The 23,522-nt window shown below is 72.1% G+C and carries 26 protein-coding genes and 1 tRNA gene; 15 read left to right on the top strand and 12 right to left on the bottom strand.

The features are described 5' to 3' along the window. Nucleotides 1-87: 87 nt before the first annotated feature. Nucleotides 88-1,605, bottom strand: a complete 1,518-nt coding sequence (locus tag AOM09_RS01450; protein ID WP_228375017.1) for a carboxylesterase family protein — start codon at nt 1,603-1,605, stop codon at nt 88-90. A gap of 155 nt (nt 1,606-1,760) precedes the next feature. Here AOM09_RS01450 and AOM09_RS01445 point away from each other — a divergent pair, with 155 nt between their 5' ends. Both AOM09_RS01445 and AOM09_RS01440 read left to right on the top strand, forming a co-directional pair. Continuing rightward, nucleotides 1,761-3,032 carry an aspartate kinase gene (locus AOM09_RS01445; RefSeq protein WP_062383281.1) on the top strand — a complete coding sequence of 424 codons (1,272 nt, stop codon included), beginning with the start codon at nt 1,761-1,763 and terminating at the stop codon, nt 3,030-3,032. Further along, complete coding sequence (locus AOM09_RS01440; RefSeq protein ID WP_062383277.1) at nt 3,029-4,072, top strand: aspartate-semialdehyde dehydrogenase; 1,044 nt, start codon at nt 3,029-3,031, stop codon at nt 4,070-4,072. The genes AOM09_RS01445 and AOM09_RS01440 overlap by 4 nt, the downstream gene beginning before the upstream one ends. A gap of 133 nt (nt 4,073-4,205) precedes the next feature. Here AOM09_RS01440 and AOM09_RS01435 read toward each other — a convergent pair whose 3' ends face one another. The 7 genes from AOM09_RS01435 to AOM09_RS01405 all read right to left on the bottom strand — a co-directional run bounded on the left by AOM09_RS01435 (nt 4,206) and on the right by AOM09_RS01405 (nt 12,916). After that, nucleotides 4,206-5,774, bottom strand: coding sequence for an L-lactate permease (locus AOM09_RS01435; protein ID WP_062383275.1), 1,569 nt, complete (start codon nt 5,772-5,774; stop codon nt 4,206-4,208). An 89-nt stretch (nt 5,775-5,863) separates the two neighbouring features. Beyond that, nucleotides 5,864-7,141 carry a sugar ABC transporter permease gene (locus AOM09_RS01430; protein WP_062383272.1) on the bottom strand — a complete coding sequence of 426 codons (1,278 nt, stop codon included), beginning with the start codon at nt 7,139-7,141 and terminating at the stop codon, nt 5,864-5,866. Then, complete coding sequence (locus tag AOM09_RS01425) at nt 7,138-7,890, bottom strand: ATP-binding cassette domain-containing protein (RefSeq protein WP_062383270.1); 753 nt, start codon at nt 7,888-7,890, stop codon at nt 7,138-7,140. The genes AOM09_RS01430 and AOM09_RS01425 overlap by 4 nt, the downstream gene beginning before the upstream one ends. An 84-nt stretch (nt 7,891-7,974) precedes the next feature. Next, nucleotides 7,975-9,075: a sugar ABC transporter substrate-binding protein gene (locus AOM09_RS01420; protein WP_062383267.1), complete on the bottom strand. Its 1,101-nt coding sequence runs from the start codon at nt 9,073-9,075 to the stop codon at nt 7,975-7,977. Between the two features lie 272 nt (nt 9,076-9,347). Continuing rightward, nucleotides 9,348-9,421 (bottom strand) — tRNA-Pro (locus AOM09_RS01415). A 55-nt stretch (nt 9,422-9,476) separates the two neighbouring features. Continuing rightward, nucleotides 9,477-10,376 carry a metallophosphoesterase gene (locus tag AOM09_RS01410; RefSeq protein WP_062383264.1) on the bottom strand — a complete coding sequence of 300 codons (900 nt, stop codon included), beginning with the start codon at nt 10,374-10,376 and terminating at the stop codon, nt 9,477-9,479. 2 nt (nt 10,377-10,378) lie between these two features. Continuing rightward, on the bottom strand, nt 10,379-12,916 hold the full coding sequence (locus tag AOM09_RS01405) for a penicillin-binding protein (protein ID WP_062383262.1): 2,538 nt from the start codon (nt 12,914-12,916) through the stop codon (nt 10,379-10,381). A 132-nt stretch (nt 12,917-13,048) separates the two neighbouring features. On the opposite strand from AOM09_RS01405, the gene sp36 reads away from it, so the two are divergent. Both sp36 and AOM09_RS01400 read left to right on the top strand, forming a co-directional pair. Then, on the top strand, nt 13,049-13,207 hold the full coding sequence (gene sp36, locus AOM09_RS15070) for a Sp36 family protein (RefSeq protein ID WP_156162176.1): 159 nt from the start codon (nt 13,049-13,051) through the stop codon (nt 13,205-13,207). Nucleotides 13,208-13,209: 2 nt separating this feature from the next. Beyond that, nucleotides 13,210-13,683: a RidA family protein gene (locus AOM09_RS01400; protein ID WP_082098718.1), complete on the top strand. Its 474-nt coding sequence runs from the start codon at nt 13,210-13,212 to the stop codon at nt 13,681-13,683. 189 nt (nt 13,684-13,872) lie between these two features. Here the strand turns inward: AOM09_RS01400 and AOM09_RS01395 are convergent, their stop codons facing one another. Further along, complete coding sequence (locus tag AOM09_RS01395) at nt 13,873-14,565, bottom strand: Crp/Fnr family transcriptional regulator (RefSeq protein WP_062383261.1); 693 nt, start codon at nt 14,563-14,565, stop codon at nt 13,873-13,875. Nucleotide 14,566: 1 nt separating this feature from the next. Continuing rightward, complete coding sequence (locus tag AOM09_RS01390) at nt 14,567-14,971, bottom strand: hypothetical protein (RefSeq protein ID WP_156162175.1); 405 nt, start codon at nt 14,969-14,971, stop codon at nt 14,567-14,569. A 93-nt stretch (nt 14,972-15,064) separates the two neighbouring features. On the opposite strand from AOM09_RS01390, the gene nth reads away from it, so the two are divergent. Then, on the top strand, nt 15,065-15,766 hold the full coding sequence (nth, locus tag AOM09_RS01385; RefSeq protein ID WP_062383258.1) for an endonuclease III: 702 nt from the start codon (nt 15,065-15,067) through the stop codon (nt 15,764-15,766). Nucleotides 15,767-15,802: 36 nt separating this feature from the next. Here nth and nhaA read toward each other — a convergent pair whose 3' ends face one another. Together nhaA and AOM09_RS01375 are read right to left on the bottom strand one after the other, a co-directional pair. Next, nucleotides 15,803-17,158, bottom strand: a complete 1,356-nt coding sequence (nhaA, locus tag AOM09_RS01380) for a Na+/H+ antiporter NhaA (RefSeq protein WP_082098717.1) — start codon at nt 17,156-17,158, stop codon at nt 15,803-15,805. Nucleotides 17,159-17,207: 49 nt separating this feature from the next. Continuing rightward, nucleotides 17,208-17,912 carry a response regulator transcription factor gene (locus AOM09_RS01375; RefSeq protein ID WP_062383257.1) on the bottom strand — a complete coding sequence of 235 codons (705 nt, stop codon included), beginning with the start codon at nt 17,910-17,912 and terminating at the stop codon, nt 17,208-17,210. 57 nt (nt 17,913-17,969) lie between these two features. Between AOM09_RS01375 and AOM09_RS01370 the strand changes: the two genes are divergently transcribed. The 10 genes from AOM09_RS01370 (at nt 17,970) to dtd (ending at nt 23,475) form a co-directional block, all read left to right on the top strand. Beyond that, entirely contained in the window at nt 17,970-18,704 is a 735-nt protein-coding gene (locus AOM09_RS01370) for a hypothetical protein (RefSeq protein WP_062383254.1), read from the top strand. Between the two features lie 18 nt (nt 18,705-18,722). Next, nucleotides 18,723-19,157 carry a thioredoxin family protein gene (locus AOM09_RS01365; RefSeq protein WP_062383250.1) on the top strand — a complete coding sequence of 145 codons (435 nt, stop codon included), beginning with the start codon at nt 18,723-18,725 and terminating at the stop codon, nt 19,155-19,157. A gap of 59 nt (nt 19,158-19,216) precedes the next feature. Next, nucleotides 19,217-19,657 (top strand): DUF4395 domain-containing protein, encoded by a 441-nt coding sequence (locus AOM09_RS01360; RefSeq protein WP_062383248.1) that lies wholly within the window; start codon nt 19,217-19,219, stop codon nt 19,655-19,657. Between the two features lies 1 nt (nt 19,658). Next, nucleotides 19,659-20,015, top strand: coding sequence for a DsrE family protein (locus AOM09_RS01355; RefSeq protein WP_062383244.1), 357 nt, complete (start codon nt 19,659-19,661; stop codon nt 20,013-20,015). Nucleotides 20,016-20,183: 168 nt separating this feature from the next. Further along, nucleotides 20,184-20,765, top strand: a complete 582-nt coding sequence (locus AOM09_RS01350) for a heme-binding beta-barrel domain-containing protein (protein WP_062383240.1) — start codon at nt 20,184-20,186, stop codon at nt 20,763-20,765. Nucleotides 20,766-20,790: 25 nt separating this feature from the next. After that, the gene (gene ygfZ, locus AOM09_RS01345; protein WP_062383237.1) at nt 20,791-21,927 is read left to right on the top strand and encodes a CAF17-like 4Fe-4S cluster assembly/insertion protein YgfZ; all 1,137 of its coding nucleotides are present in this window, start codon (nt 20,791-20,793) and stop codon (nt 21,925-21,927) included. Nucleotides 21,928-21,977: 50 nt separating this feature from the next. After that, nucleotides 21,978-22,238: a type II toxin-antitoxin system Phd/YefM family antitoxin gene (locus AOM09_RS01340; RefSeq protein WP_062383235.1), complete on the top strand. Its 261-nt coding sequence runs from the start codon at nt 21,978-21,980 to the stop codon at nt 22,236-22,238. Between the two features lie 2 nt (nt 22,239-22,240). Beyond that, nucleotides 22,241-22,672, top strand: a complete 432-nt coding sequence (locus tag AOM09_RS01335; protein WP_062383232.1) for a type II toxin-antitoxin system VapC family toxin — start codon at nt 22,241-22,243, stop codon at nt 22,670-22,672. A 34-nt stretch (nt 22,673-22,706) separates the two neighbouring features. Next, nucleotides 22,707-23,042, top strand: coding sequence for a DUF2516 family protein (locus tag AOM09_RS01330; protein ID WP_062383229.1), 336 nt, complete (start codon nt 22,707-22,709; stop codon nt 23,040-23,042). 7 nt (nt 23,043-23,049) lie between these two features. Further along, a complete protein-coding gene (gene dtd, locus AOM09_RS01325; RefSeq protein WP_062383225.1) occupies nt 23,050-23,475 on the top strand; it encodes a D-aminoacyl-tRNA deacylase in 426 nt (141 codons plus the stop codon). The last annotated feature ends 47 nt before the right edge of the window (nt 23,476-23,522 follow it).

Below are 23,522 nucleotides of genomic sequence, written 5' to 3'. Positions count from 1 at the left end.
ACCCCTCTGCCGCGCACCGAGACCCACCCTGGCACGGGCAGGGCCCGTTTCCCATCAGGGACATCCCCCTATTTCTGGGGGCGCGCGTCAGGGCGCGGCGGGCTCGGGAAGCCTCGCCGTCGCGCGCGCGAACCGCTCCTCGTCGGCGTAGCCCGGCCGCACGTCGCGCACGGGGTCGCCGTAGACGATGGTCGAACGCGCCTCCGCATGCACGGGCGCGTCGACCTTTCCGTCCCGGATGAGCGCGAGCCAGTCGCCGTGGACCGCGTCGGCCAGCTCCTGCGGAGCGCCCGGACCCGTGCGGCGCACGGCGGTCGGCTCGCGCAGGATGTCGAAGCCGAAGGGCAGGTCGAGGCAATGCACCGCGAGGCCCTCCGCGCCGCCGGTCCAGCGGAAGTCGTACGCCCAGGTGCGTGGAGAGGCCCCGGCCGCGGCTCGCTGCGCCGCCCACAGCGCCACGTAGCGGCGGAACGTGATGTCGGTGACCGCGTGACCCACCGCGCCGACCGCATCGTCGCGCGGCGAGCGGGCGATGAGCGCACCGGCGGGCTCGCCCTCGATCGCCATGCGCGCGAGCGCCGCGCGCGCATCCAGGTCCGCGAGCCGCGGCGCGGCGTCGCCGACCGCGAGGTCGAACTCGTGGGCCGTCGCACCGATGAGCAGCGCGACGTCGTCGCCGATCCCCGCCGCGAGCCCCTCCGCGACCGTCCCCGGCACCAGCTCGCCGTCGATCACCGGCCCGAGCATCAGGCCGCTGCGCTCGAGCATCGTCGGCAAGGGGTCGTCCTCCTCGCGCGACATCTCCGCCTGCGCCGCGAGCACCTGGGCCTCGGACAGCGACCGGAGCCCTTCGAGATCGGGCGCGACCCCGAGCCTCGCGACGCCCGCGTGCGCCATGACCCGCGCATCGTCCACCGTCACCGGCATATCCGCGGGAGACAGCGCGAGGACGCCCCGGAAGAGCCCTCGCGCGGCCGGCATGGTGAGCAGGCGCATCACGGCCGCTCCGCCCGCGGACTGCCCCGCGATGGTGACCCTGCCCGGGTCCCCGCCGAACGCGCGGATGTTCTGCTGGACCCAGTCGAGCGCGGCGATCCAGTCGAGGACGCCGCGGTTGAGCGGCGCCCCGTCGATCCAGCCGAAGCCGTCGAACCCGTGCCGGTAGCTGGGCGCGACCGTGACCACGCCGTCGCGGTGGAACGCCTGACCGCCGTACCAGGGGCTCGCGTGCGATCCACCGATGAAGCCGCCGCCGTGGAGGTAGACCAGCACCGGAAGCCCCGCATCCGGCGAGGGGTCGGGGGTCCCCACGTCGAGCGTGAGGAGGTCGCCACCGGGGATCGAAGGCTCGGGCACGAAGGGGTCCGGCCCGTAGGGCGAACGCCGCTGCGGGGTCGCGCCGTGGAGCACCGCGGGCAGCACGCCGTCCCACGGCGCGCGCGGCGCGGGCGCGAGGAAGCGCCGCTCGCCGACGGGCGGCTCGGCGTAGGGGATGCCCAGGAACGTCGCGGCGACGCTCGGATCGCCGGATGCGGAACGATGCTCGCGCCAGCGGCCGCTCACGGCGCCGGCGGTGGTCCAGACCACTGGTGCGACGGTGCTCACGTCGCCCACCCTAGGACCGCGGGGCCTCCGCGGGCGCGTCGACCCGGGCATCGTCCGGGCGGAAGGACCCACGCGGCCGCGCGCGCACGTACCCCTAGAATGAGACACCGTGTCCGCCTCGCGGACATCGACCCCCATTCCTCCTGGAGTCTTGCATGTCCCTTGTGGTGCAGAAGTACGGCGGATCGTCGGTCTCCGACGCCGCGGCGCTCAAGCGCGTCGCGCGTCGCGTCGCCGACACGGTGCGAGAGGGCCACGACGTGGTCGTCACGGTCTCCGCCATGGGCGACACGACGGACGAGCTCATCGACCTCGCGCAGGAGGTCTCGGACGCCCCCGACCCGCGCGAGATGGACATCCTGCTGACCGCCGGCGAGCGCATCTCGATGGCGCTGCTCGCGATGGCCATCGGCTCCGAGGGCATCCCGGCGCAGGCCTTCACCGGCCCGCAGGCCGGCGTCATCACCACCGAGCACCACGGCCGTGCGCGCATCATCGACGTGGCGCCCGGCCGCCTGCAGAAGGCCCTGTCCGACGGCCGGGTCGCGATCGTCGCGGGCTTCCAGGGGCTCAACCAGGAGACCCAGGACGTCACCACGCTCGGCCGCGGCGGCTCCGACACGACGGCGGTGGCGCTCGCTGCCGCGCTCGGCGCCGACGTCTGCGAGATCTACACGGACGTGGACGGCGTGTTCTCCGCCGACCCTCGCATCGTCCCCGCCGCCCGCAAGCTCGACCGCATCACCTACGAGGAGATGCTCGACATGGCCGCCTCCGGCGCGAAGGTGCTCATGCCCCGCTGCGTCGAGTACGCGCGCCGGTTCAACGTGCCCATCCACGTGCGCTCGTCGTTCTCCGGCCTGGAGGGAACGTGGGTCGTGGGGGAGACTGAAGAAGGAGACGAGATGGAAGACCCGATCATCGCGGGAGTCGCGCACGACAAGTCCGAGGCCAAGATCACGGTCACGGGCGTGCCCGACGTGCCCGGCTCCGCCGCCCGCCTGTTCGAGGCCGTGGCGCGCGCCGATGTCAACATCGACATGATCGTCCAGAACGTCTCCGCGACCAACACGGGCGTCACGGACATCTCCTTCACGCTGCCCGCCGCGTCGATCCCCGACGCGATCGCGGCCATCGAGGCGGACGCGGGGGTCATCGGCTACGAGGCGCTCGCGACGGACGACACCATCGGCAAGATCTCCCTGATCGGCGCCGGCATGCGCTCCTCGTCGGGCGTGTCCGCGAAGTTCTTCGCGGCGCTGCGCGACGCGGGCGTCAACATCGAGATGATCACCACATCCGACATCCGGATCTCGGTGGTCACCCGCGCGGAGCAGCTCGAGCAGGCCGTCCGCGCGGTCCACACCGCCTTCGAGCTCGACTCGACCGAGGGCGAGGCCGTGGTCTACGGAGGGACCGGACGATGAGCCTGACCGTTGCAGTCGTGGGCGCCACCGGGCAGGTGGGCGCCGTCATGCGCGCGCTGGTCGCGGAGCGCTTCCCCGACGCCACCGTGCGCTTCTTCGCGTCCTCCCGGTCCGCCGGGACGATGCTCCCGCACCTGGGCGGCGAGATCGCCGTCGAGGACGTCGCCTCGGGCGACTACGCGGGAATCGACATCGCGCTGTTCTCCGCCGGCGGTGCCGCGTCGAAGGAGTACGCGCCGCTGTTCGCCGCCGCGGGCGCGATCGTGATCGACAACTCGTCGGCGTGGCGCAAGGACCCCGAGGTGCCGCTGGTGGTCTCGGAGGTCAACCCGGAGGCGCTCGACGACATCCCGAAGGGCATCGTCGCCAACCCCAACTGCACCACCATGGCCGCGATGCCGGTCCTCAAGCCGCTGCACGAGGCCGCGGGCCTCGAGCGCCTGGTCGTGTGCTCGTACCAGGCTGTCTCCGGTTCCGGCCTCGCGGGGGTCGAGGAGCTGCACTCGCAGGCGCTGGCGACCGTCGAGGGTGCCGCGGCGCTCGCGCACGACGGCGCGGCGGTCGAGTTCCCGGAGCCGGTCAAGTACGTCGCGCCGATCGCGTTCAACGTGATCCCGATGGCCGGTTCCGTGGTCGACGACGGCTCGAACGAGACCGACGAGGAGCAGAAGCTCCGCAACGAGTCGCGCAAGATCCTGGGCCTGCCCGAGCTCATGGTGAGCGGCACATGCGTGCGCGTGCCCGTGTTCACCGGCCACTCGCTGTCGATCAACGCGGAGTTCGAGCGCGGCATCACGCCCGCCGACGCCTACGAGATCCTGGCCAACGCGCCGGGCGTGCAGGTGGCAGAGGTTCCCACGCCGCTCGCTGCGGCCGGCGGCGACGTGTCGCTCGTGGGCCGGATCCGCCAGGACATGTCGCTCGAGGGCACGCGCGGCCTCGTGCTGTTCGTCTCGGGCGACAACCTGCGCAAGGGCGCCGCGCTCAACGCGGTCCAGATCGCGGAGCTGGTGGCCGCGAAGCTGAAGGCCGCCGCGTAGGGCGCCTCCCGCATCGTCCCCCGCGACGATTCCCGATGACGCCTGTGACCGGTGGGGCGGACGCGCCGCCTGTGGCCGTCACGTCTGCTTCACGATGCACGGGGCCCACACGCGTCATCGGGAATCGCCGGGCTCACGCGAGCAGCAGCGCCATCCCGCCCGCGATCACCAGGGTGATGATCGCGGGCGGCAACGTCCCCTTGAGCAGCTCGCCCTCGCGCCCCGCCAGCCCCACCGTGGCCGCCGCCGCGATGATGTTGTGCGGGCAGATGGCGTTGCCGATCGCCGCGCCGGCGCCCTGCGCCCCCAGCAGCGGCAGCGGTGACAGCCCCGCCTCGGTCGCGGTGAGGTCCTGGAAGTCGGTGAACAGGATGTTCGAGGACGTCGCGGAACCCGTCATGAAGGTGCCGAGCGCGCCGACGAAGGGCGACAGCAGGGGCCACACGGCGCCCGTGCCCGCCGCGGCCACCGCAAGCTGCGTCGTCATGCCGGACTCGGACATCGTGTAGGCCACGGTCACCATCGCGACGAGCGCCGCGAACACCGGCACCACCTGCCGTGTCGCGACGGCGAACGCCCCGCCCACCTCGGCACGGCTCGCGCGCTGCCACAGGGCGCCCCCCAGGAACGCCACGAGCAGCAGGGGGCCCGGGTGGTACAGCGGCTGGATGCCGTCGCCGAACTCCCCTCCGAACAGGCTCCACGTCACGTTCCACGACTGCGACGCGTCCTTGACGGGCGGCACGAGCCGGGTGAGCAGCACCAGCGTCACCAGGATCGCGTACGGCGCCGTCGCGGCGAGCAGCGACAGCCGATGCGCCTCCGTCGCCTCGGCCTCGTCGGCGGCGTGCTCGACCTCGCGCTCCGCCGCCTCCTCCGCCGCGGTCAGCAGCGCGTGCGCGCGGGCACGCCGCATCACGACGGCCCTCACCACGGCGATGAACACGCCGGCGCCCACGATCGCCCCCATGAGGGACGGCAGCTCGGGACCCACGAACCGCGCGATCAGCAGGCACGGGCCGAAGAACGCCACATACGCGACCGCCATCCACTTCCACGGCGGCCCGGCGGACGGGATGAGCGTCCCCACGAGCCGCGCCACCACGATAGCGAGCACGGCCCCCGTCACCACCATGTAGGGCGACACCGCCCAGGAGAGGTCGGCGGGCGCGTAGTCGACGATCTGCGCCTGGGCGAGCGTCGGTGTGCCCACCGCGCCGAACGGCACGGCCGCCACGTTGCCCGCCATCGCCGCGACCACCGCCGTCACCGGCTTGAAGCCGGCCGCCACGAGGAACGGCGCGGACAGCGCGACCGGCGTGCCGAACCCCGCCGCGCCCTCGATGAGCAGCGTGAAGAACCACGCGATGAGCAGCGCCGCCACCCGCGGGTCGGGCGTGATCCGTGCCAGGCCCGCCTCGATCGCTGACGTCGCACCGGTCCTCTGCTGCAGATGATGGATCCCGAGCGCCGGGCCGATGATGAGCATGACGGTGAGCGCGGTCCACGCGGCGCTCACCACCACGCCCGTGACGCCCTCGACGCGGTCGAAGCCCTCGTCGGTGCCGAACGCGAAGGTCGTGAGCGCGATGACGAGCGCGACAGCCGCCGCCGACACCCCCGCCCAGATCGCCGACCACTTGAGGCCGATCATGAGCACCAGCACGATCACGATCGGCAGCGCGGCCAGCAGCGTGTCCATCAGCGGCCCTCCCGGCCTCGGCGACGTCCCTGGTTCACGCTATCCCGGGGACGATGCGACGGCGCGGCGAGCCACCGCCGCACCGCTCCCTACACGCCCGTGGCGCCCGACCGCTTGCGCGCGAGGGCGTCGACCGTCGCGGCGAGCACCAGCACGCCGCCCGTGACCGCGAGGTTCGCGCCGGCGGAGAACTTGAGCAGGCCCATGCCGTTGGTGATCACCGCGATCACGGTCGCCCCGATCACCGCGTGCACGAGCCGCCCGCGGCCGCCGAAGAGGCTGACGCCGCCGACCACGGCCGCGGCGACGCCCGACAGCACGATCTCGCGCCCCATCGCCGCATCGGCCGATCCCACCTTCGAGACCGTGAAGACGCCGGCGACCACCGCCAGCACCGAGCAGACGACGAACGCGGACCACTTCACGAGCGTGACGTTTACGCCGGCGCGCCGCGCCGCCTCGGTGTTGCCGCCGATCGCGTAGATGTAGCGGCCGAAGCGCGTGCGATCGAGCACGTACGTCCCCACCATGAGAATGAGCAGCACCAGCGGCACCACGATGGGGACGCCCTCGAGCGAGCGCGCCGCGGTGCCGCGGTCCTGGTTGAGGTAGAACACGATGAACGCGCCCAGCGCCGCGATGACGCCGAGCTTGGCGTACATGATGCTCGCGGGCGGGTTGGGAGCCCCCGACGCCGCGCGGCGCCTGCGGTCGAGCAGCGCGACCGCGAGCAGCAGCGCGAGCACCACGGCGAGCATCGTCCACCCGGCCCACGGGGGCAGGTTCTGGTTCTGGATGGCGCGGATCGGGCTCGGGATGAGGCGGTACGTGCCGCCCGCGCCGATGATCACCAGCATCACGCCCTGGAGCCCGAGGAACAGCCCCAGCGACACCACGAACGACGGCACGCCGATGCGCGCGACGAAGAAGCCGATGAACGCGCCGACGGCGACCCCGATGCCGAGCGCGACCAGCAGCGCGAGGGGCCAGGCCATCCCGCCGGGCTGGGTGAGCTTGACGAACACCCCCATCGCGACGCCGAAGGTCACGCCCGCCGACAGGTCGATCTCGCCGAGGAGCAGCACGAACACGAGCGCCATGCCGAGCGTCACGAGCGGCGCCGCCTGCGTGAACAGGTTGGCGATGTTGCGCTCGGTGAGGAACAGCGGGTTCGCGATCGCGAAGATCACCACGAGCACCACGAGCCCTCCGACCGCGGGCAGCGGCCCCATGTCGCCGCCGCGCACGCGCTGCAGGTAGGCGCGGACCGCATCGCCGACCCCGCCGTGACCGCCCTTGCCCAGCAGGCTGGGCGCATCGTCCGCCGCCGCGACGGCGGGCCCCTCGCTGTCGACCTCGGCGCTCACGCGTCGACCTCCGTCATCCGCGTGGTCCCGGTGATGTACCCGACCACGTCGGCCGGGTTGGTGTCCTTGGCGACCAGCCGAGCCGTCATGGTGCCCAGGTAGAGGACGCTGATGTCGTCCGCGACGGCGAAGACGTCCTGCAGGTTGTGGGAGATGATGATGACCGCGACACCGCTGTCCGCGAGGCGCCTCACCAGGTCGAGCACCTGGGCCGTCTGCGCGACGCCCAGCGCAGCCGTGGGCTCGTCGAGGATGACCACGGTGGCCTTCTTCACCACGGAGCGGGCGATCGCGACGGTCTGGCGCTGGCCGCCGGACAGCGACGCCACCTTCTGCCGCAGCGACTTCACCGTCTTCACGGACAGCGTCTGGAGCGCGCGGGCGGCCTCGGCCTCCATGCGGCCCTCGTCGAACGTGCCCGACGCCAGCTCCTCGCGGCCGAGAAACATGTTCTGGACGATGTCGAGGTTGTCGCACAACGCGAGGTCCTGGTAGACCACCTCGATCCCCAGGCGAGCGGCCTCGCGCGGGTGGTGGAGGGAGACGGCCTGCCCGTCGAAGAGCACCTCGCCTCCGTCGTAGGGCTGCACGCCGGCGAGGCCCTTGATGAGCGTGGACTTGCCGGCGCCGTTGTCCCCCACGAGCGCGGTGACGCGCCCCGCATGCGCGACAAGGTCGACGCCCTTGAGGACGTCGACGGGTCCGAAGCTCTTGGTCACCTGGCGAAGCTCGACGATGGGCTGGGTCATGGATCTCCTCCGGATCGGGTGTCGAGGATGGTGGGAAGGGAGGGCCCCGCGTCGCCACGCGGGGCCCTCCCCGTCACGCGCCGCTCACGAGGCGGCGGCGAGCCCTACCTCGTCGCACTTGGCCGCGACCTCGCCCGTGCAGATCTCGTCGTAGGACGCATTGCCGTCGTCGATGACCTGCTGGATGTCGTTGGGCCCCACGAGCACCGGCGTCTCCGCGAAGAACGGCGTGCCGTCGTCGTACTCGGCGGGCGCCTCGGGCGCCTCGCCGTTGAGCAGCTGGACCGCGAGGTCCGAGGCGGTGGCCGCCTCGAGCTGGTACGGCTTGTAGACCGTCGCCGCCTGCTTGCCGAGCAGCACGTTCTGGAGACCGGCGACCGAGGCGTCCTGACCCGAGACGGGAACCGTCAGCCCGTTCTTGTCCAGGATCGTGATGACGCCCGCGGCGTTCGTGTCGTTCGCGGCCCAGACCGCGTCGACCTTGCCGCCGAGGTCGGTGAGCGCCTGCTCGAACTGGGTCGCCGAGTACTCGCCGTCCCACTTGCCCGCCGGCTCCGCCGCCGGCTCGATGCCCGCGGCCTCCATGACGGACACCGCACCGTCGTGGAACTTCGCGGCGTTGCCGTCGGCGGGGTCGCCGCCGATGTACACGACCACGGCCTCGGCCGGGTCCACGCCGTTGGCCTCGAGACCGTCCACCACGGACTGACCCTCGAGCTCGCCGACCTTGAAGTTGTCGAAGGAGACGTAGTAGTCGGCCCCGGCGATCGGGCGGTCGTAGGCGATCACGGGGATGCCCTGCGCGACCGCGTTCTCGGTGACCGTCACGCCCGCGCCGTTGTAGTCGACCAGGATCATGACGCCGCAGCCCTGCGTGAGCATCTGGTCGGCGATGGTCGCGTACTTGGCGGTGTCGCCCTGCGCGTTCTGGATGTCGGCCTCGAACCCGGCGGCGGTGATCGCCTCCTCGAGTGCGGGCCGGTCGCCGTTCTCCCAGCGCGGGGACGATGCGGCGTCGGGCAGGATCACGCACGCACGGCCGCCCTCGGCCATCGCATCGCCGGATCCGGTATCGCTCGACTCCATGCTGGAGCCCGTGTCCCCGCCGTCGCTGGAGCATCCGGCGAGCACGAGGGCCGAGGCTGCGAGCAGCGCCCCGGTCGAGATCAGAGAGGACTTCTTCACGTCGACATCCCTTCCCCTTGACCAGGGCGTCATCGCCCCGGGGCACCGCCCTCGACGTTGAGGAGGCGTCCCGCTCACGATAGGTCTGACAAATCGGTAAGCAAAGGGCAATCCACCCACGCGCGGTCACGTTTCGATAACGTTGTCATACCTGGTCAAGTGCCAAATAGGCGTGGTCCGCGAGTCTGCAACGTTGAAGACTCGCGCGGCGCCGACCGGGCGGGGACGCAAGAAGGGCCGGATCCTCGCGGATCCGGCCCTTCTCTCAACCGTCGGGGTGACAGGATTTGAACCTGCGGCCTCCTCGTCCCGAACGAGGCGCGCTACCAAGCTGCGCCACACCCCGGTTTTTGAGCCTGCCTAGGATATCCGACGGCAGGCGGAAACATGAAATCGACCCCCTACGCCCGCGGGACCAGGGTGAGGATGGTCGCCTCGGGGCGGCACGCGATGCGGTACGGCGCGTACGGGGACGTGCCGAGCCCCGCGGAGACGTGGACGTAGACGCCCTTGCCGCCCGAGTCCGGACGCACGCCCGGCCAACCGTGGAGACCGCTCGCGCGGCTCGTGTCGAGGTCGCAGTTGGTGACGAGGGCACCGTAGAACGGGACGCACACCTGTCCGCCGTGCGTGTGGCCGGCGAGGATGAGCGCCGCATCGTCCGACGCCATCTGGTCGAGCACCCGGCGATACGGCGCGTGCGCGACGCCGATGCGCACGGCGGCATCGGCGACGGGCGGAGCCGGCTCGGGCATCCGGTCGAGGCCGATGTGGGGGTCGTCGACGCCCACGAGGTCGAGCACCGAGCCCGCCGCGGTGATCGAGCCGCGCGCGTTGTTGAGGTCCACCCAGCCCTGGGCGGCAAGACCTTCCCGGAGCGCCTCGGTGGGGAGCTCCGCCTGCTTCGGGCGCAGGCGCGACGGCCCGCCGAAGTAGTCGAGGGGGTTCTTGGGAAGCGGCCCGTGGTAGTCGTTCGACCCGAACACGAACGCTCCGGGCAGCGCCAGGAACGGCTCGAGCGCCTCGAGGGCGGTCGGCACCGCATCCGGGTGCGCGAGGTTGTCACCGGTGGTGACCACGGCGTCGATGGGCTCGTGCGCAAGCGCGCGGACCCAGGCCACCTTGCGGCGCTGCGACGGCGTGAGGTGCAGGTCGGACAGGTGCAGGATTCGCACCGGCCGGCTGCCCGCGGGAAGGATCGGCACCTCGTGCCGGCGCACCGTGAACGCGCGCGCCTCGGCGAGGCCCCACGCGAGGCCCGCCACGCCCACGGCTGCGAGACCCGCGACGACGCGCCTCACGCCTACCCGCGCCCGCCGCGGCCGCCGCCGCCGTTGTTGTTGCCGCCGTTTCCGTTACCGTTGCCGTCCTGCTCGTCGTCGTTCGCGAGCGGCCAGCCCGCGGGCGGGTTGCTCTCGAACTCCGCGGGCGGCCACTCGGTGCCCCACCAGTCGTCGGGCGCGACGTTCGGGTCCCAGCCCTGGGGCCACTTGGTGTACCAGCCGGGCATCTGGTCCGTCGCGATCGAGTAGCTGATGGTCGAGCCGGGCAGCGTCTTGTAGTACGCACCGGGCGACTGCGCGATGACGGTTCCGGGCGCGTACTGCGACGAGAACACCTTGGTGCCCTCCTCCGCGAGCTTGAAGCCGGCCCCGTCGATGGTGCTCCGCGCCTCGTCCTCGGTCATCCCGATGATCGACGGCACAGGTACGGGCTTGCCGTAGAGGATATCGTCGGTCGGCTCGTCGAAGCCCTCGACCGGCATGTCCTGCAACGCGACGTCCATGTACGCCTTCCACGTGGGCGCCGAGATCGACGATCCGTAGAGGTAGCTGTAGTACGTGCCGTTGAGGGTGATGCTCTGACCCTCCTCGTCGTAGTCCGGGTTGCCGAGCCAGACGGTCGCGACGAGGTTGGGGGTGTAGCCCATGAACCACAGGTGCGTGTTGTTCTGCGCGGTACCGGTCTTGCCGGCCGCCGGGCGGCCGTCCGCGAGCTGGGCGACCGTTCCGGTCCCCTCCTTGATGACGTCCTGCATCGCGTACGCGACGCCGTCCGCGATCTCCTTGTCGATGACGCGCTCGCAACTCTGCGGCGGCACCGCGAGCTGCTTGCCGTTCGCGTCGGTGACCGACAGGATCGCGATCGGGTCGCAGCGGACGCCCTCGTTCGCGAACACCTGCGCGACCTGCGCCATCGTCAGCGGGGACGCGTTCTGCGTGCCGAGCGCCATCGTCGGCGTGATCTCGATCTCCTTGTCGTCCGCGCGCTGGAAGCCGAGGTCCTCGGCCGTATCGCGGAGCGAGCACAGGTCGAGCTTGTTCGCCATGTTCGCGTAGGCCGTGTTGACCGAGTTCGCGGAGGCGTGGAGCACCGTCTGCTGGTACGCGAACGCGCCCTCGACGTTGCCCGGGCCCCACCAGTCGCGGGTCACCGGTCCGTCGACGCAGCTGGCCTGCCACGAGTACGGGTCGTACTTCTGCTGCTTGCCGTCGACCTTCTCCATGAGCGAGTGGCCCTCCTTGAGCCACTCGGTGAGGACCACGGGCTTGAAGGTCGAGCCCGGCGAGAACCCGGACGATCCTCCCCACTCGTAGTCGACGGCGTAGTTGATCGCGGTGGTGCCCTCGCCGCCCTCCTCGGACGGGTCGAAGTCGCGGTTCTGCGCCATCGCCAGGATCTCCCCGGTGCCGGGGTCGAGGGACACGAGCGCCATCGCCCAGCCCTTCGGATCGTCCTTGGGAAGCGCGGCCTCGAGCGCCTGGTTGGCCGCGCGCTGCTTGTCGAGGTCGAGCGTGGTGACCACGTCGAGGCCGCCGAGGCTCAGCAGGTCGGCGCCCGTGAGCTCCGCGCCCTCCTGGTTGAAGACGTCGTCGCGACGGATGATCTTGGTGACGTAGTCGCAGAAGAACGGCGCGTCCTGCGCAGCGACGCACGAGAACTTGGGGTTCGAGACCTTGAGCGTCTCCTCGACCGGGATCGTGGAGTACTCGTCGTACTGGTCCTCGGTGATGAAGTCCTGCAGGTACATCTGGTAGAGCACGGTGTCGCGGCGCGCCTTCGCGTTCTCCGGGTAGCGGATGGGGTCCCACTTGGAGGGGTTCTGCGTGACACCGGCGATCGTGGCGGCCTCGATGGCCGTCAGGTCCTTCGCGGACTTCGAGAAGTAGAGCTGCGACGCGGCCTCGGCACCGTAGGTGTTCGCGCCGAACTGCGCGATGTTGAGGTACTGCTCGAGCACCTGCTCCTTGCCGCAGTCGACCTTCGCGTTGTCCGGGTCGCACTGGACGCCGTACTCGCGGTCGAGGTTCTCCTCGAGCGCGAGGGCGAGCCGCCACTCGCGGATCTTGCGGGTGAGCGACACCTCGGTCGCCGCATCCATCGCGTCCTCGTCCTCGGACAGGATCGCCTTCTGCAGCAGCGTGTTCTTCACCAGCTGCTGCGTGAGCGTCGACGCTCCGGGGGAGTCGGGCGAGGTGAGGTTGACGTAGGCCGCGCGCAGCAGGCCCTCGCCGTCGACGCCGTGGTGGAGCCAGAAGCGCTTGTCCTCGATCGACACCACGGCGTTCTGCAGCCACGGCGAGATGTCCTCGAGCGGCACCACCACGCGGTTCTGCTCGTAGAACGTCGCGAGCAGGTTCTTGCCGGTGCGGTCGTAGATGTTGGACTGCTGCGGGAGGCTCACGGCCGCGAGCTCCTGCGGCAGCTCCTCGAACAGCTCGGCGGACCCGCTCGCGGCGTTTCCGGCGACCGTCACCGCAGGCAGGGCGAGGCCTGCGAGGAGGAACCCACCCATGATCGACAGGGCGACGAACAGCGACAGCGCGGTGAGCAGCTGCACGAACGTCACCTTCGTACGAGGGCGTGGATGGGACCGAGACATGGCTATAAGGGTAAGCGAGGCGCGCGCGGGCACCAATCAGCCCCTCCGCGGGCCCGCCGAGCGGGGCCGTGGCGGACTAGGCTCGGGCGCATGACCACCTGGGAGTACGCCACCGTTCCGCTCATCGACCACGTCACCAAGCAGATCCTCGACCAGTGGGGCGAGGACGGCTGGGAGCTCGTGCAGGTGGTGACCGGCCCCACCGGGGGCCTGGTCGCGTACCTCAAGCGCCCGACCGGGGAGCGCTGACCGTGTCCGCGAGCCAGCGCCTCGCCGCGCTGGGGCTCACGCTGCCCGAGGTCGCGACCCCGGTGGGCACCTACGTCCCCGCGCGTCGCCACGGCGACCTGGTGCACACCTCGGGACAGCTGCCGCTGTCCGAGGGCGACCTCCTCGCTGTGGGCCTCGTCGGCCAGCGCGCGGGCGATGTCACGCCCGAGCGTGCGACCGAGTGCGCGCGTCAGTGCGCCCTCAACGCGCTCGCCGCGGTCGCGCAGGCGGCCGGAGGGCTCGACAACATCGAGTCGGTCGTGAAGGTCACGGGCTTCGTCGCCTCGGCGCCCGGGTTCACCGCGCAGCCCGCCGTCCTCAACGGGGCCTCGAGCCTCATGGTCGAGGTCTTCGGCGAGGCCGGTCGCCACGCCCGCTCCGCGGTCGGCGTCGCGGCGCTGCCGCTCGGCGCGCCCGTCGAGGTGGAGATCACGGTCGCCCTGCGCTCGCTCTAGGGATCGGACGATGCGTGGCCCCGGCGGCCGCGCATCGTCCCGCCCCGCCCTGCCTGGCAGCAGCAACGGACCTTGTCCCGGGTTGCGGGCGTGTCGCGGCGCACCGGCGTCGGGACGCGGCGTGTCGCCGCGAGATCCGTTGCCAGTGTCCGGCGTCGGTCCGGGGATGACCGGGGAGGGAGCGGTGGGTCAGCGCGAGCGGGCGCGCAGGCGCTCGGGCTCGTAGACCTCGACGGCGCCGATGTGCACGTCGATCCAGCCGCGCGACGCAAAGTCCGCGAGCGCCTTGTTGACCGTCTCACGCGACGCGCCCACCAGCTGGGCGAGCTCCTCCTGGGTGAGTCCGTGACGCACGGTCACGTGGCCGCGCTCCATGCGTCCGAACCGGTGCCCCAGCTCGAGGATCGCCTTCGCCACGCGGCCCGGGACGTCGGAGAACACCAGGTCCGCCATCGTGTTGGACTGGCGGCGGATCCGCTGCGCGAGGGCGCGCAGCATGTGGCGCGACATCTCCAGGTGATCGTCGAGCCAGGTGTCGAGCACCTGCTTGGGCAGCTCGTAGACGATGGTGTCCTCGACCGTGTGCGCCCGCGACATCCGCGGGCCCGGGTCGAACACCGACAGCTCGCCGAGCATGTCGCCGGCGCCGAGCAGCGCGAGCAGGTTCTCGCGGCCGTCGCGCGCGGTCCGCGCGAGCTTGACCTTGCCCTTGACCACGACGTAGAGCGCGTGGCCGTCGTCGCCCTCGGCGAAGATCGTGTCGCCGCGCGAGAGCTCGCGGCGGTGCATCTGGGAGATCAGCGAACGCGCCGTGGTCCCGTCCATGCCGCCGAACAGCGGCGACGACCGGAGCAGCTGCTCCTCGCGTGCCGCATCGGGCATGTCAGGCCTCCTCAATCTCCATCTCGACCGCGTGCGCTCGAGCCATCGCGCGCACCATCTGGCCCGTCACATTATCAAGGGTGGAGGCCACTCGAGACTCGTAGGCGGCGAGTCGCGCGTCCAGATCGTCCAGTTCCTCGAGCGTCCCGAACGAGAGAGCGCTCCCTTCGGGCCACACCGCGCCGGACAGCTCCGAGGTGGTCGGCGCGCCCGCGGCGAGCGCCTCCCACGACAGCTCGAGTCCCGCGTTACCAGCCCCGATGGGCTCGGCCACGAACGCCACGGCGAGGTCGCGGCGCGCGCGCACCAGGCGGCGCCACCAGCGCACCCGCGCAAGCTCGCGCCGGGTGTCGCGGCGACGCTGCCGAAGATCGGCGATGACGCTCGCCGTCGTCGCTGTCGCCACGCCCACCTCCCTCGTCCGTCGCGCGCGTCGCGCGCCTGTCCCTCCGTCTATCGGCCGCCGGGACGGCGCGCTTGAGCGGTCTAGGGTGGGCGCATGGCCCGCACCCCGCTCACCGTCGCATCGTCCTCCCAGGACGCCCCGCCGGTCGCGCTGGTGCGGCGCGCGCGGGCGATCAACCGCGCCCTCGCGGAGGTCTACCCGGACGCGCATTGCGAGCTCGACCACCGCGACGCGTTCGAGCTCCTGGTCGCCACGGTGCTGAGCGCGCAGTGCACCGACGTCCGCGTCAACCAGGTCACCCCCGCGCTGTTCGCGCGCTTCCCCGACGCGCGCGCGATGGCCGGCGCCGACCGCGACGAGCTCGAGGCGCTCATCCGCCCCACGGGCTTCTACCGCGCCAAGGCGGAGTCGCTGCTCGGGCTCAGCCGGGACCTGGTCGACCGCTTCGACGGCGAGGTGCCCGGCCGTCAGCGCGACCTGGTCACGCTGCGCGGCGTCGGCCGCAAGACCGCGAACGTGGTGCTCGGCAACGCCTTCGACATCCCCGGCATCACGGTCGACACGCACATGGGCCGCCTCGCGCGGAGGCTCGGCCTCACGGTGAACGACGACCCGGTGGTGGTCGAGCGCGACCTCATGGCGCTCATCGAGCGTCGCGAGTGGACGCTGTGGTCGCACCGCGTGATCTTCCACGGCCGCCGCCGGTGCATGGCGCGCAAGCCCGACTGCGGCAGCTGCGAGATCGCAGCGCTGTGCCCCACCGCGCCGGGCGCGCGGGTGCGCGCCGACGCGTAGGACGCGCCGCATCGTCCCCGGGGACGATGCGCGGGTTCAGTGGCCCTTGTCGTCTCCCGCGGGCGCCTCGACGCCCACCTCGGCGGGGTCGACGCCGACGCTGCGGCCGAGCTCCTCCGGCTTGGCCATGCGGTTCGATGGCAGCGGGATCGGGTTGGAGCGGCGCTCGTACAGGCGGCGGTAGAAGCGGTCGCGGAAGAACAGCACCGCGGCGCCCAGCAGCGCCGAGAGCACCGACGCGAACAGGACGGCCAGCTTCACCGCCTCGACCCGCTCCGGGTCAGAGGTGAAGGCCAGCTCGCCGATCAGGAGCGACACGGTGAAGCCGATGCCCGCGAGCATGCCCATGCCCGCCACGTCGATCCACGCGAGCCCGCGGTCGAGCGTGGCCTTGGTGAACGTGGCGACCAGCCACGTGGCGAGGACGATGCCGAGCGGTTTGCCGATCACCAGGCCCGCGATGACGCCGTGCGCCACCGGGTCGTGCGCGACGGCCGAGATGGACTCGGCGTCGATGGTGACGCCCGCGGCGAAGAACGCGAAGACCGGCACGGCGACCGCGGCCGAGACGGGGCGCCACACGTGCTCCCAGTGCTCGGCGAGCGAGGTGCGCTCTCCCTTGCGCGCGACGGCCGGCACCATGAGGCCCAGCGCGACGCCGGCGATGGTGGCGTGGACGCCCGAGGCGTGCATGAAGGCCCACGCGGCGAACGCGAGCGGGAACAGCAGCCAGGCGTGGTTCCAGCCCTTGCGCAGCAGCAGGCCGAAGACGGCGATGCACGCGAGCGAGGCGGCGAGCCACTCGAAGTGGAGGTCGCTCGAGAAGAACACGGCGATGATGATGATCGCGAGCAGATCGTCGACCACCGCGAGCGTGAGCAGGAACGCGCGCAGCGCGTTCGGGAGCCACTTGCCGACCACGGCGAGCACCGCGATCGCGAACGCGATGTCGGTCGCCGTCGGCACCGCCCACCCGTCGAGCGAGCCGCCGGCGAACATGGAGTTGACGCCCACGTAGAGCAGCGCGGGCATCGCCATGCCGCCGATCGCCGCGACGATGGGCACCACCGCGGTCGACGGCTTCCGCAGCTCTCCCGCGACGATCTCGCGCTTGAGCTCGAGGCCGATGACGAAGAAGAAGATCGCCAGCAGCCCGTCCTTGGCCCAGTCCGCGACGCTGAGGTCGAGGTGGAGCGCGTGCGGGCCCAGCGTGAGCTCGCTCAGCCGCTCGTACACGCCCTGCAGCGGCGTGTTCGCGAAGATGAGCGCCGCCGCCGTGCCGATGAGCAGCAGGATCCCGCCGGCGCGCTCGGTGCGCAGCACGTCGACGAGCGTGCGCTCGGTGGACGGCGTGAGGCGCGAGAAGAGACGGGCGGGCGGGCGAGAGGTCATGGTGCTCCTGGTGAAGGAAGGGAGGGACACCCCGATCCTATCGGGGGCGCTAGACGGTCTCGGAGGCGGCGCTGCGCTGCGGCTGAGGCGGATCGAACCGGTAGCCGACGTTGCGGACGGTGCCGATGAGCTGCTCGTGCTCCGCGCCGAGCTTGGCACGCAGGCGACGCACGTGGACGTCGACCGTGCGCGTGCCGCCGTAGTAGTCGAAGCCCCAGACCTCCTGCAGCAGCTGGTCGCGCGTGTAGACGCGGCCCGGGTGCTGCATGAGGTACTTGAGGAGCTCGAACTCCTTGTAGGTGAGATCGAGCGGCACGCCCTTGAGCCGCGCGGTGTAACCGCCGACGTCCACCGTGAGGTCGCCCGAGGAGAACTCCGCGACGCGGTCCAGGGGGTCCGCGGCGTTCGCACGCCCGATGAGCAGGCGGATGCGCGCCTCGACCTCGGCCGGGGACGCCTCGGCCAGGACCACGTCGGCGGCTCCCCAGTCGGCGTTGACGATCGACATGCCGCCCTCGCGCAGCACCAGCAGCAGCGGCACCGCGACCCCGGTCACCTGGATGAGGTTGCAGTTGTTGCGCGCCTCCACCAGATCGGTGCGCGCGTCGACCACGAGGACGTCCGCGTCCATCGCATCGAGCATCGCCGACGGCTCCGGCGCGACCACACGTGTCCTGTGCGACAGCAGGGCGAGGGCAGGAAGCACCTCAGCCGCACCGTCCGTGGACGGTGTGAGCACGAGCAGGTCTGCCATCGCCACCTCCGATTGCGGTTCACTCTAGCGGCGCGGGCGTCTGAGACACTAACGCCCATGCTTCCCACCACGAGGGCGACCATCAGCGCCGCTGCCGCGGCGCTCATCGCGGTGGGCGGATTCCTGGGGACCAGGTATCTCGCCGTCGTCGTGCTCACGATGATCGTCGCGCTCGCGCTCGGCTGGCCCGCGCTGCTGCGCGCCTCGCGCCGGCGCGCGGCGTCCGTGATCCTCATGGGCGGCGGCACCCTCGCGGTCGTCGCCGTGGTGCTCGGGCGCACGGCTCCCCACCTGCGCCACATGGTCGTCGCCGTGGCGCTCATGGCGATCGCCGCGCTCGTGTCCGAGGTGTTCCTGCCGAGCTCGCGCGGCCGTGCGGTCACCTCCGTCGCCGCGACGTGCGCCGGAGCGATCGTGGTCTCCGCGGGCGCCGCGTGGGTCGCGGCCTCGCGCACGCATGGCGCGGAGGACCTGGTGGTCACGGGCGGCGCCGCGCTCGCCGTCTCCGCGATCGCGAGCGTGTCGACGCGCCGCCCGCAGCTGAGCTCGGGGATCGCCCTGGTGCTGGGCACCGCCACGGGGCTCGCGACCGGCGCGCTGTTCCCCGAGCTCCCCTGGTACGCGGGAGCCGGCGTGGGCCTGCTGTGCGCCGTGATCGTCACGCTGCTCCAGGAGCTCATGAGGCGCGAGCCGCGCGCGAAGGGCTGGCTCCCGGGAATGTCGTCGGCCCTCGCCCCCGTTCTGTCTGCCGGGGTGCTCGTGTACGTCGGCGGGCGCCTGCTGGTCGGCTGAACCCAAGCGAGGGAACCCATGCTCATCCGTGTCCTCATCGTGCTCGCGATCCTCGCGATCGCGACCGTCGTCGCGCTGTGGTGGCAGCGACGCCAGGGGGTGGCCCGCGAGGTCGAGCGGGCGGGCGCGCTGTCCTCCGCCACGCTCGGCGCGCCGCGCGGCTACCACGCGACCTTCGTGCAGTTCTCGACGCCGATGTGCGCGAAGTGCCCGCCGACCGCCGCGCTCCTCACGCGGATCGCGGGCGAGGACGAGCGCGTCGCCCACATCGAGATCGACGCCGCCGAGCGGCTCGACCTCGCGCGCGAGCTCGAGATCATGCGCACGCCGACCATCCTGCTGCTCGACGGCGACGGCGTCGTGGTGTCCCGCATCTCCGGGGCGCCCACCGAGACCCAGGCGCGCGAGGCGCTCGCCGCCGTGCCGCGGACCGGCACCGACTACTCGATCTAGCACCCGGGGTCCGCGACGCGGGATCCCCGGCGCGCCTACACTCCGGCCAGGAGGCTCACATGAACGACATCCAGATCGACCCGCGCGGCCCGCGCTTCGGCGCGTTCTTCCAGCTCGCGTTCTCCGTCTCGGCCCTGCTCGTGGGCGCCGATGCCGGTGGCGTCGTCATCATGGCGGTGCTGCTCGCGCTCTTCATTCCCGGCGCGATCGTCGGCCCGCAGGCCACCGTGCAGTCGTGGGTGTTCAAGACGGCCGTGCGCCCTCGGCTCGCGCCGCCGAAGGAGACCGAGTCCTTCCGTCCGCCGCGCTTCGCGCAGCAGATGGGGCTCGGCTTCTCGATCCTCGCGGTCGGCTCGGGCCTGCTCGGGTGGGACGCGGGCTTCTACGTCTTCACCGGCTTCGTCACGTTCGCCTCGTTCCTCAACAGCGTGTTCGACCTGTGCCTGGGCTGCGAGATCTACCTGCTGTTCAAGCGCGCCACGACCCGAACCGCCGCCTGACATGCCCGCGCTCATCGTCAAGGTCACCTGCGGGACCGAGCGGGTCGAGACCCTCATGCAGGCCTTCACCGTGGCCGCCACCGCTGCCGCGTCGGGCCTCGAGGTCAGCGTGTGGCTCACGGGCGACGCCACGCTCCACGCGCTGCCCGGCACCGAGGACGTGGTGATCCCTCACTCGCCGCCCCTGTCGCAGCTGCGCGGCGCCGTCCTGGCCGCGGGCACGCTCACGGTGTGCGCGCAATGCGCGAAGCGACGCGAGATCGAGGAGGCCGACCTCCTCGCGGGCGCCCGCATCGCGGGAGCCGCCGCGTTCGTCGCGGAGGCCACGGCCACCGACGCGACCGCGCTCGTCTACTGACGTCGCGCATCGTCCGCCCGGGACGTGGATCGGGACCTCGGTCCCGGCATAGACTCGCCCCATGACTGCACTCGAGGTCACCTTCACCGTTCTCGCCGTCGCCGCGTTCGGCGCCACCACCTGGGTCGCGGGCATCGTCGCCTTCCGCCTGGTCAAGGGGCCCAAGCGGTGACCTTCGTCATCCCGTCGGACCTCGCGCCCGAGGTCTACCCGCTCGCGTGGATCGTCGGCACCTGGGAGGGCCACGGCGTCGTGGACTACCCCGGCATCGACGCCGCGGACTTCCGCCAGCGCGTGGTGTTCGACCACGACGGCGGCCCGTACCTCACCTACACCTCCACCATCACGCTCATGGGTCCGGACGGCGAGGAGGGCCAGGTCTGGTCCGCCGAGTCCGGCTTCTGGCGGGTCGCCCCGAGCGCGCCCGAGGGCGTCGAGCTCAAGGACTTCCAGCACCCGCTCGAAGTGGTCCTCGCGGATGCGTCGGGCCTGCTCACCGCGTACTTCGGCGCCGTCGGCAACGGGCGCATCGACCTCGCGACCCGCTTCGCGGCGGCCACCGAGTCCGGGCCCGACGTGCGCGGCGCGACCCGCATGTACGGCAACGTCGGCGGCGAGCTCATGTGGGCCTGGGACCTCGCGGCCTTCGGCCAGGAGCTGCAGTCCTACGCGAGCGCGCGCCTGTCGCGCGTCGACGGACCCGCGGTCCCCGAGGACGCGGAGACCATCGCGCCCGACGTGGAATCCTGACGGCACCCTCGATCGTTCACCCGCCATGACCTCACCGCTCCTCACCCGCCACGGCGCGGTCGCCGGCCTCGGCCCCGACGCCGGCGTCCCGTGGCACTACGGCGACCCCACCGCGGAGCAGCGCGCGCTCGAGCAGGGCCGCGCCGTGGCCGACCAGTCCCACCTGGGCGTCGTGACCGTGACCGGCCCCGACCGCCTCACGTGGCTCGACTCCCTGTGCACGCAGCAGGTCGCCGGCCTCGCGCCGGGCGAGTCGGCCGAGCTGATGATCCTGTCACCGCAGGGCCGCATCGAGCACGTCGCCGGCCTGGTCGACGATGGCGCGACCGCGTGGCTCCTCACGGAGTCCGCTCCCGCGCTCGCCACGTTCCTCGACCGCATGCGCTTCATGCTGCGGGTCGAGGTGCACGATGCGACCGAGGACTGGGCGGCGATCGGCGAGGCGGTCTCGCGACCGGCGGCCGACGGCGAGCCCGTCACCTGGGTGGACCCGTGGCCCGGCGTCACCGCCGGCGGCACCTCCTACGCCGCGGACCCCACGGCGCTGGCGACGACGGTCCGGCCGTGGCGCCTGGTGCTCGTGCCGCGCGCGTCGCTGGGAGCCGAGATCGAGGCACGCCTCGAGTCCGGCTGGACCCTCGCCGGCACCTGGGCGACCGAGGCGCTGCGCATCGCCGCGCATCGTCCGCGCGCGGCGTTCGACGTCGACGACCACTCGCTCCCCCACGAGCTCGACTGGCTGCGCACCGCGGTGCACCTGCACAAGGGCTGCTACCGCGGCCAGGAGACCGTCGCGAAGGTCCACAACGTGGGCCGGCCGCCGCGCCGCCTCACGATGCTGCACCTCGACGGCTCGGGGCACTCGCTCCCCGAGCCCGGCGCGACGGTGCTCGGTCGCGACGACGCCGAGGTGGGCCGCGTGACGTCGGTGGCGCGCCACCACGAGCTCGGCCCGATCGCGCTCGCGATCCTCAAGCGATCCGTCGATCCGTCGACCGAGCTCACGGTGCCCACCGACGGCGGCCCGGTCGCAGCCGCCCAGGAGCTCATCGTGAACGCGGACGGCTTCTCCGCGGACCGCCCGCCGAAGCCCGGCCCCACCATGAAGGGCCTGCTCATGGGCAAGGGCTGCGCCGCAGACGGCGGGGACCTGCCCGGCTGAGACCCGTCACCTCCGCGGCCTCGCGCCATCGGCGGGGTAGCGTGGGCCACGTGGAGATCCCCATCAGCGATCTGGCGACGAGGCTGGACGAGGCGCTCGGCGCCGCGCGCGCCGGCGAGGACGTGGTCCTCACCGAGGGCGGGCTGCCCGTCGCGAAGATCGGCCCCGTCGAGTCCGCGTCCCTGCTCGCCCGGCTGGCGGAGGAGGGCGTGATCGCGGTCCCCGCGTCCGAGCGCGCCGTGCCGCGCCTGCCGCAGGCCGAGGCCGCCAAGGACGCGCTGTCCAGCCTGCTCGGGCGTCTGCGCAGGTAGGCATGTCGCTCGTCTACCTCGACACGTCCGCGCTGCTCAAGCTGTGCGTCCTCGAGACCGGCAGCGACCTCGCGGTCGCCCTGTGGAAGGGCGCCGACGCGCTGGTCACCTCGCGGCTCGCCGATGCGGAGGCGCGGTCCGTGCTCGCCTCTGCCGAGCGCATCGGCCGCATCGACGCCGCCCCCGCGGCGCAGGCGCGCGACCGCTGGTCGGAGCTGTGGCCGGGGCTCGTCAAGGTCGAGGTCAGCGCCGCCGTCACCGAGCGCGCCGCCGAGCTGGTCGATCGTCGTCCCCTGCGCGCGGGCGACGCCATCCATCTCGCGAGCGCCCTCGCGCTGAGCTCGACGGACCTCGTGTTCGCCGCCTGGGACCGCCGGCCCGCAGCGGCCGCGCGAGCCGAGGGACTGCAGGTCATGCCCCCTGCGTTAGCGTAGGAGCCCTCGCGCCCCGCCAATCCCGGAGGTTCCCATGTTCGGTGGCCTGCAAGAGCTCGTGCTGCTCGTCATCTCGATCGCCGCGTTCGCGGGCGCCGTCTACGGCCTGATCGACGCGGCACACTACCCGGACACGCAGTTCGTCGCGGCGGGCAAGCGGTCCAAGACCCTGTGGCTCGTCATCCTTGGGCTCGCCGCCGTCTTCACCATCCCTGCCCCGTTGGGCGGCGTCATCGGGCTGGCGAGCATCTTCGGGCTCGCGTCGATCGTCGCGGTCATCATCTACTTCGTCGACGTGCGCCCCGCGCTCGGCCCGCGCCGTCCCGGATCGTCCCGCGGCTCCTCCGGCGGCGCGCGCGGCGGTTGGTGACGCGCCGGTGAAGGCGGTCCTCCAGCGCGCCTCGCGCGCGTCCGTGACCGTGGACGGCACCGTCACCGCATCGTTCGACCGGCAGGGCATCGTCGCGCTCGTCGGCGTCACCCACGGTGACGGCCCCGAGCAGGTGCAGACCATCGCCCGCAAGATCGCGGAGCTGCGGATCCTGTCCGATGAGAGGAGCGTCGCGGACGTCGACGCGCCCGTCATCGTGGTCTCGCAGTTCACGCTCTACGCGGATGTGCGCAAGGGGCGGCGGCCGTCGTGGAACGGCGCCGCGCCCGGGCCCGTGGCGGAGCCGCTGGTCGAGGCGGTGGTGTCGGCGCTGCGGTCGCGGGGGCTGACCGTGGGCACCGGGGTGTTCGGCGCGCACATGGACGTCGAGCTGGTCAACGACGGCCCCATCACCATCCTGCTCGAGGCGTAGAACCCGACGGGAACGCACGGAGGGGCCGGCCTCTCGACCGACCCCTC

The sequence above is a fragment of the Demequina iriomotensis genome, from assembly GCF_000971395.1.
Taxonomy (GTDB): domain Bacteria; phylum Actinomycetota; class Actinomycetes; order Actinomycetales; family Demequinaceae; genus Demequina; species Demequina iriomotensis.
The sequence above is the reverse complement of the archived record's forward strand: the minus strand, read 5'-3'. Positions and strand labels throughout refer to the sequence as shown.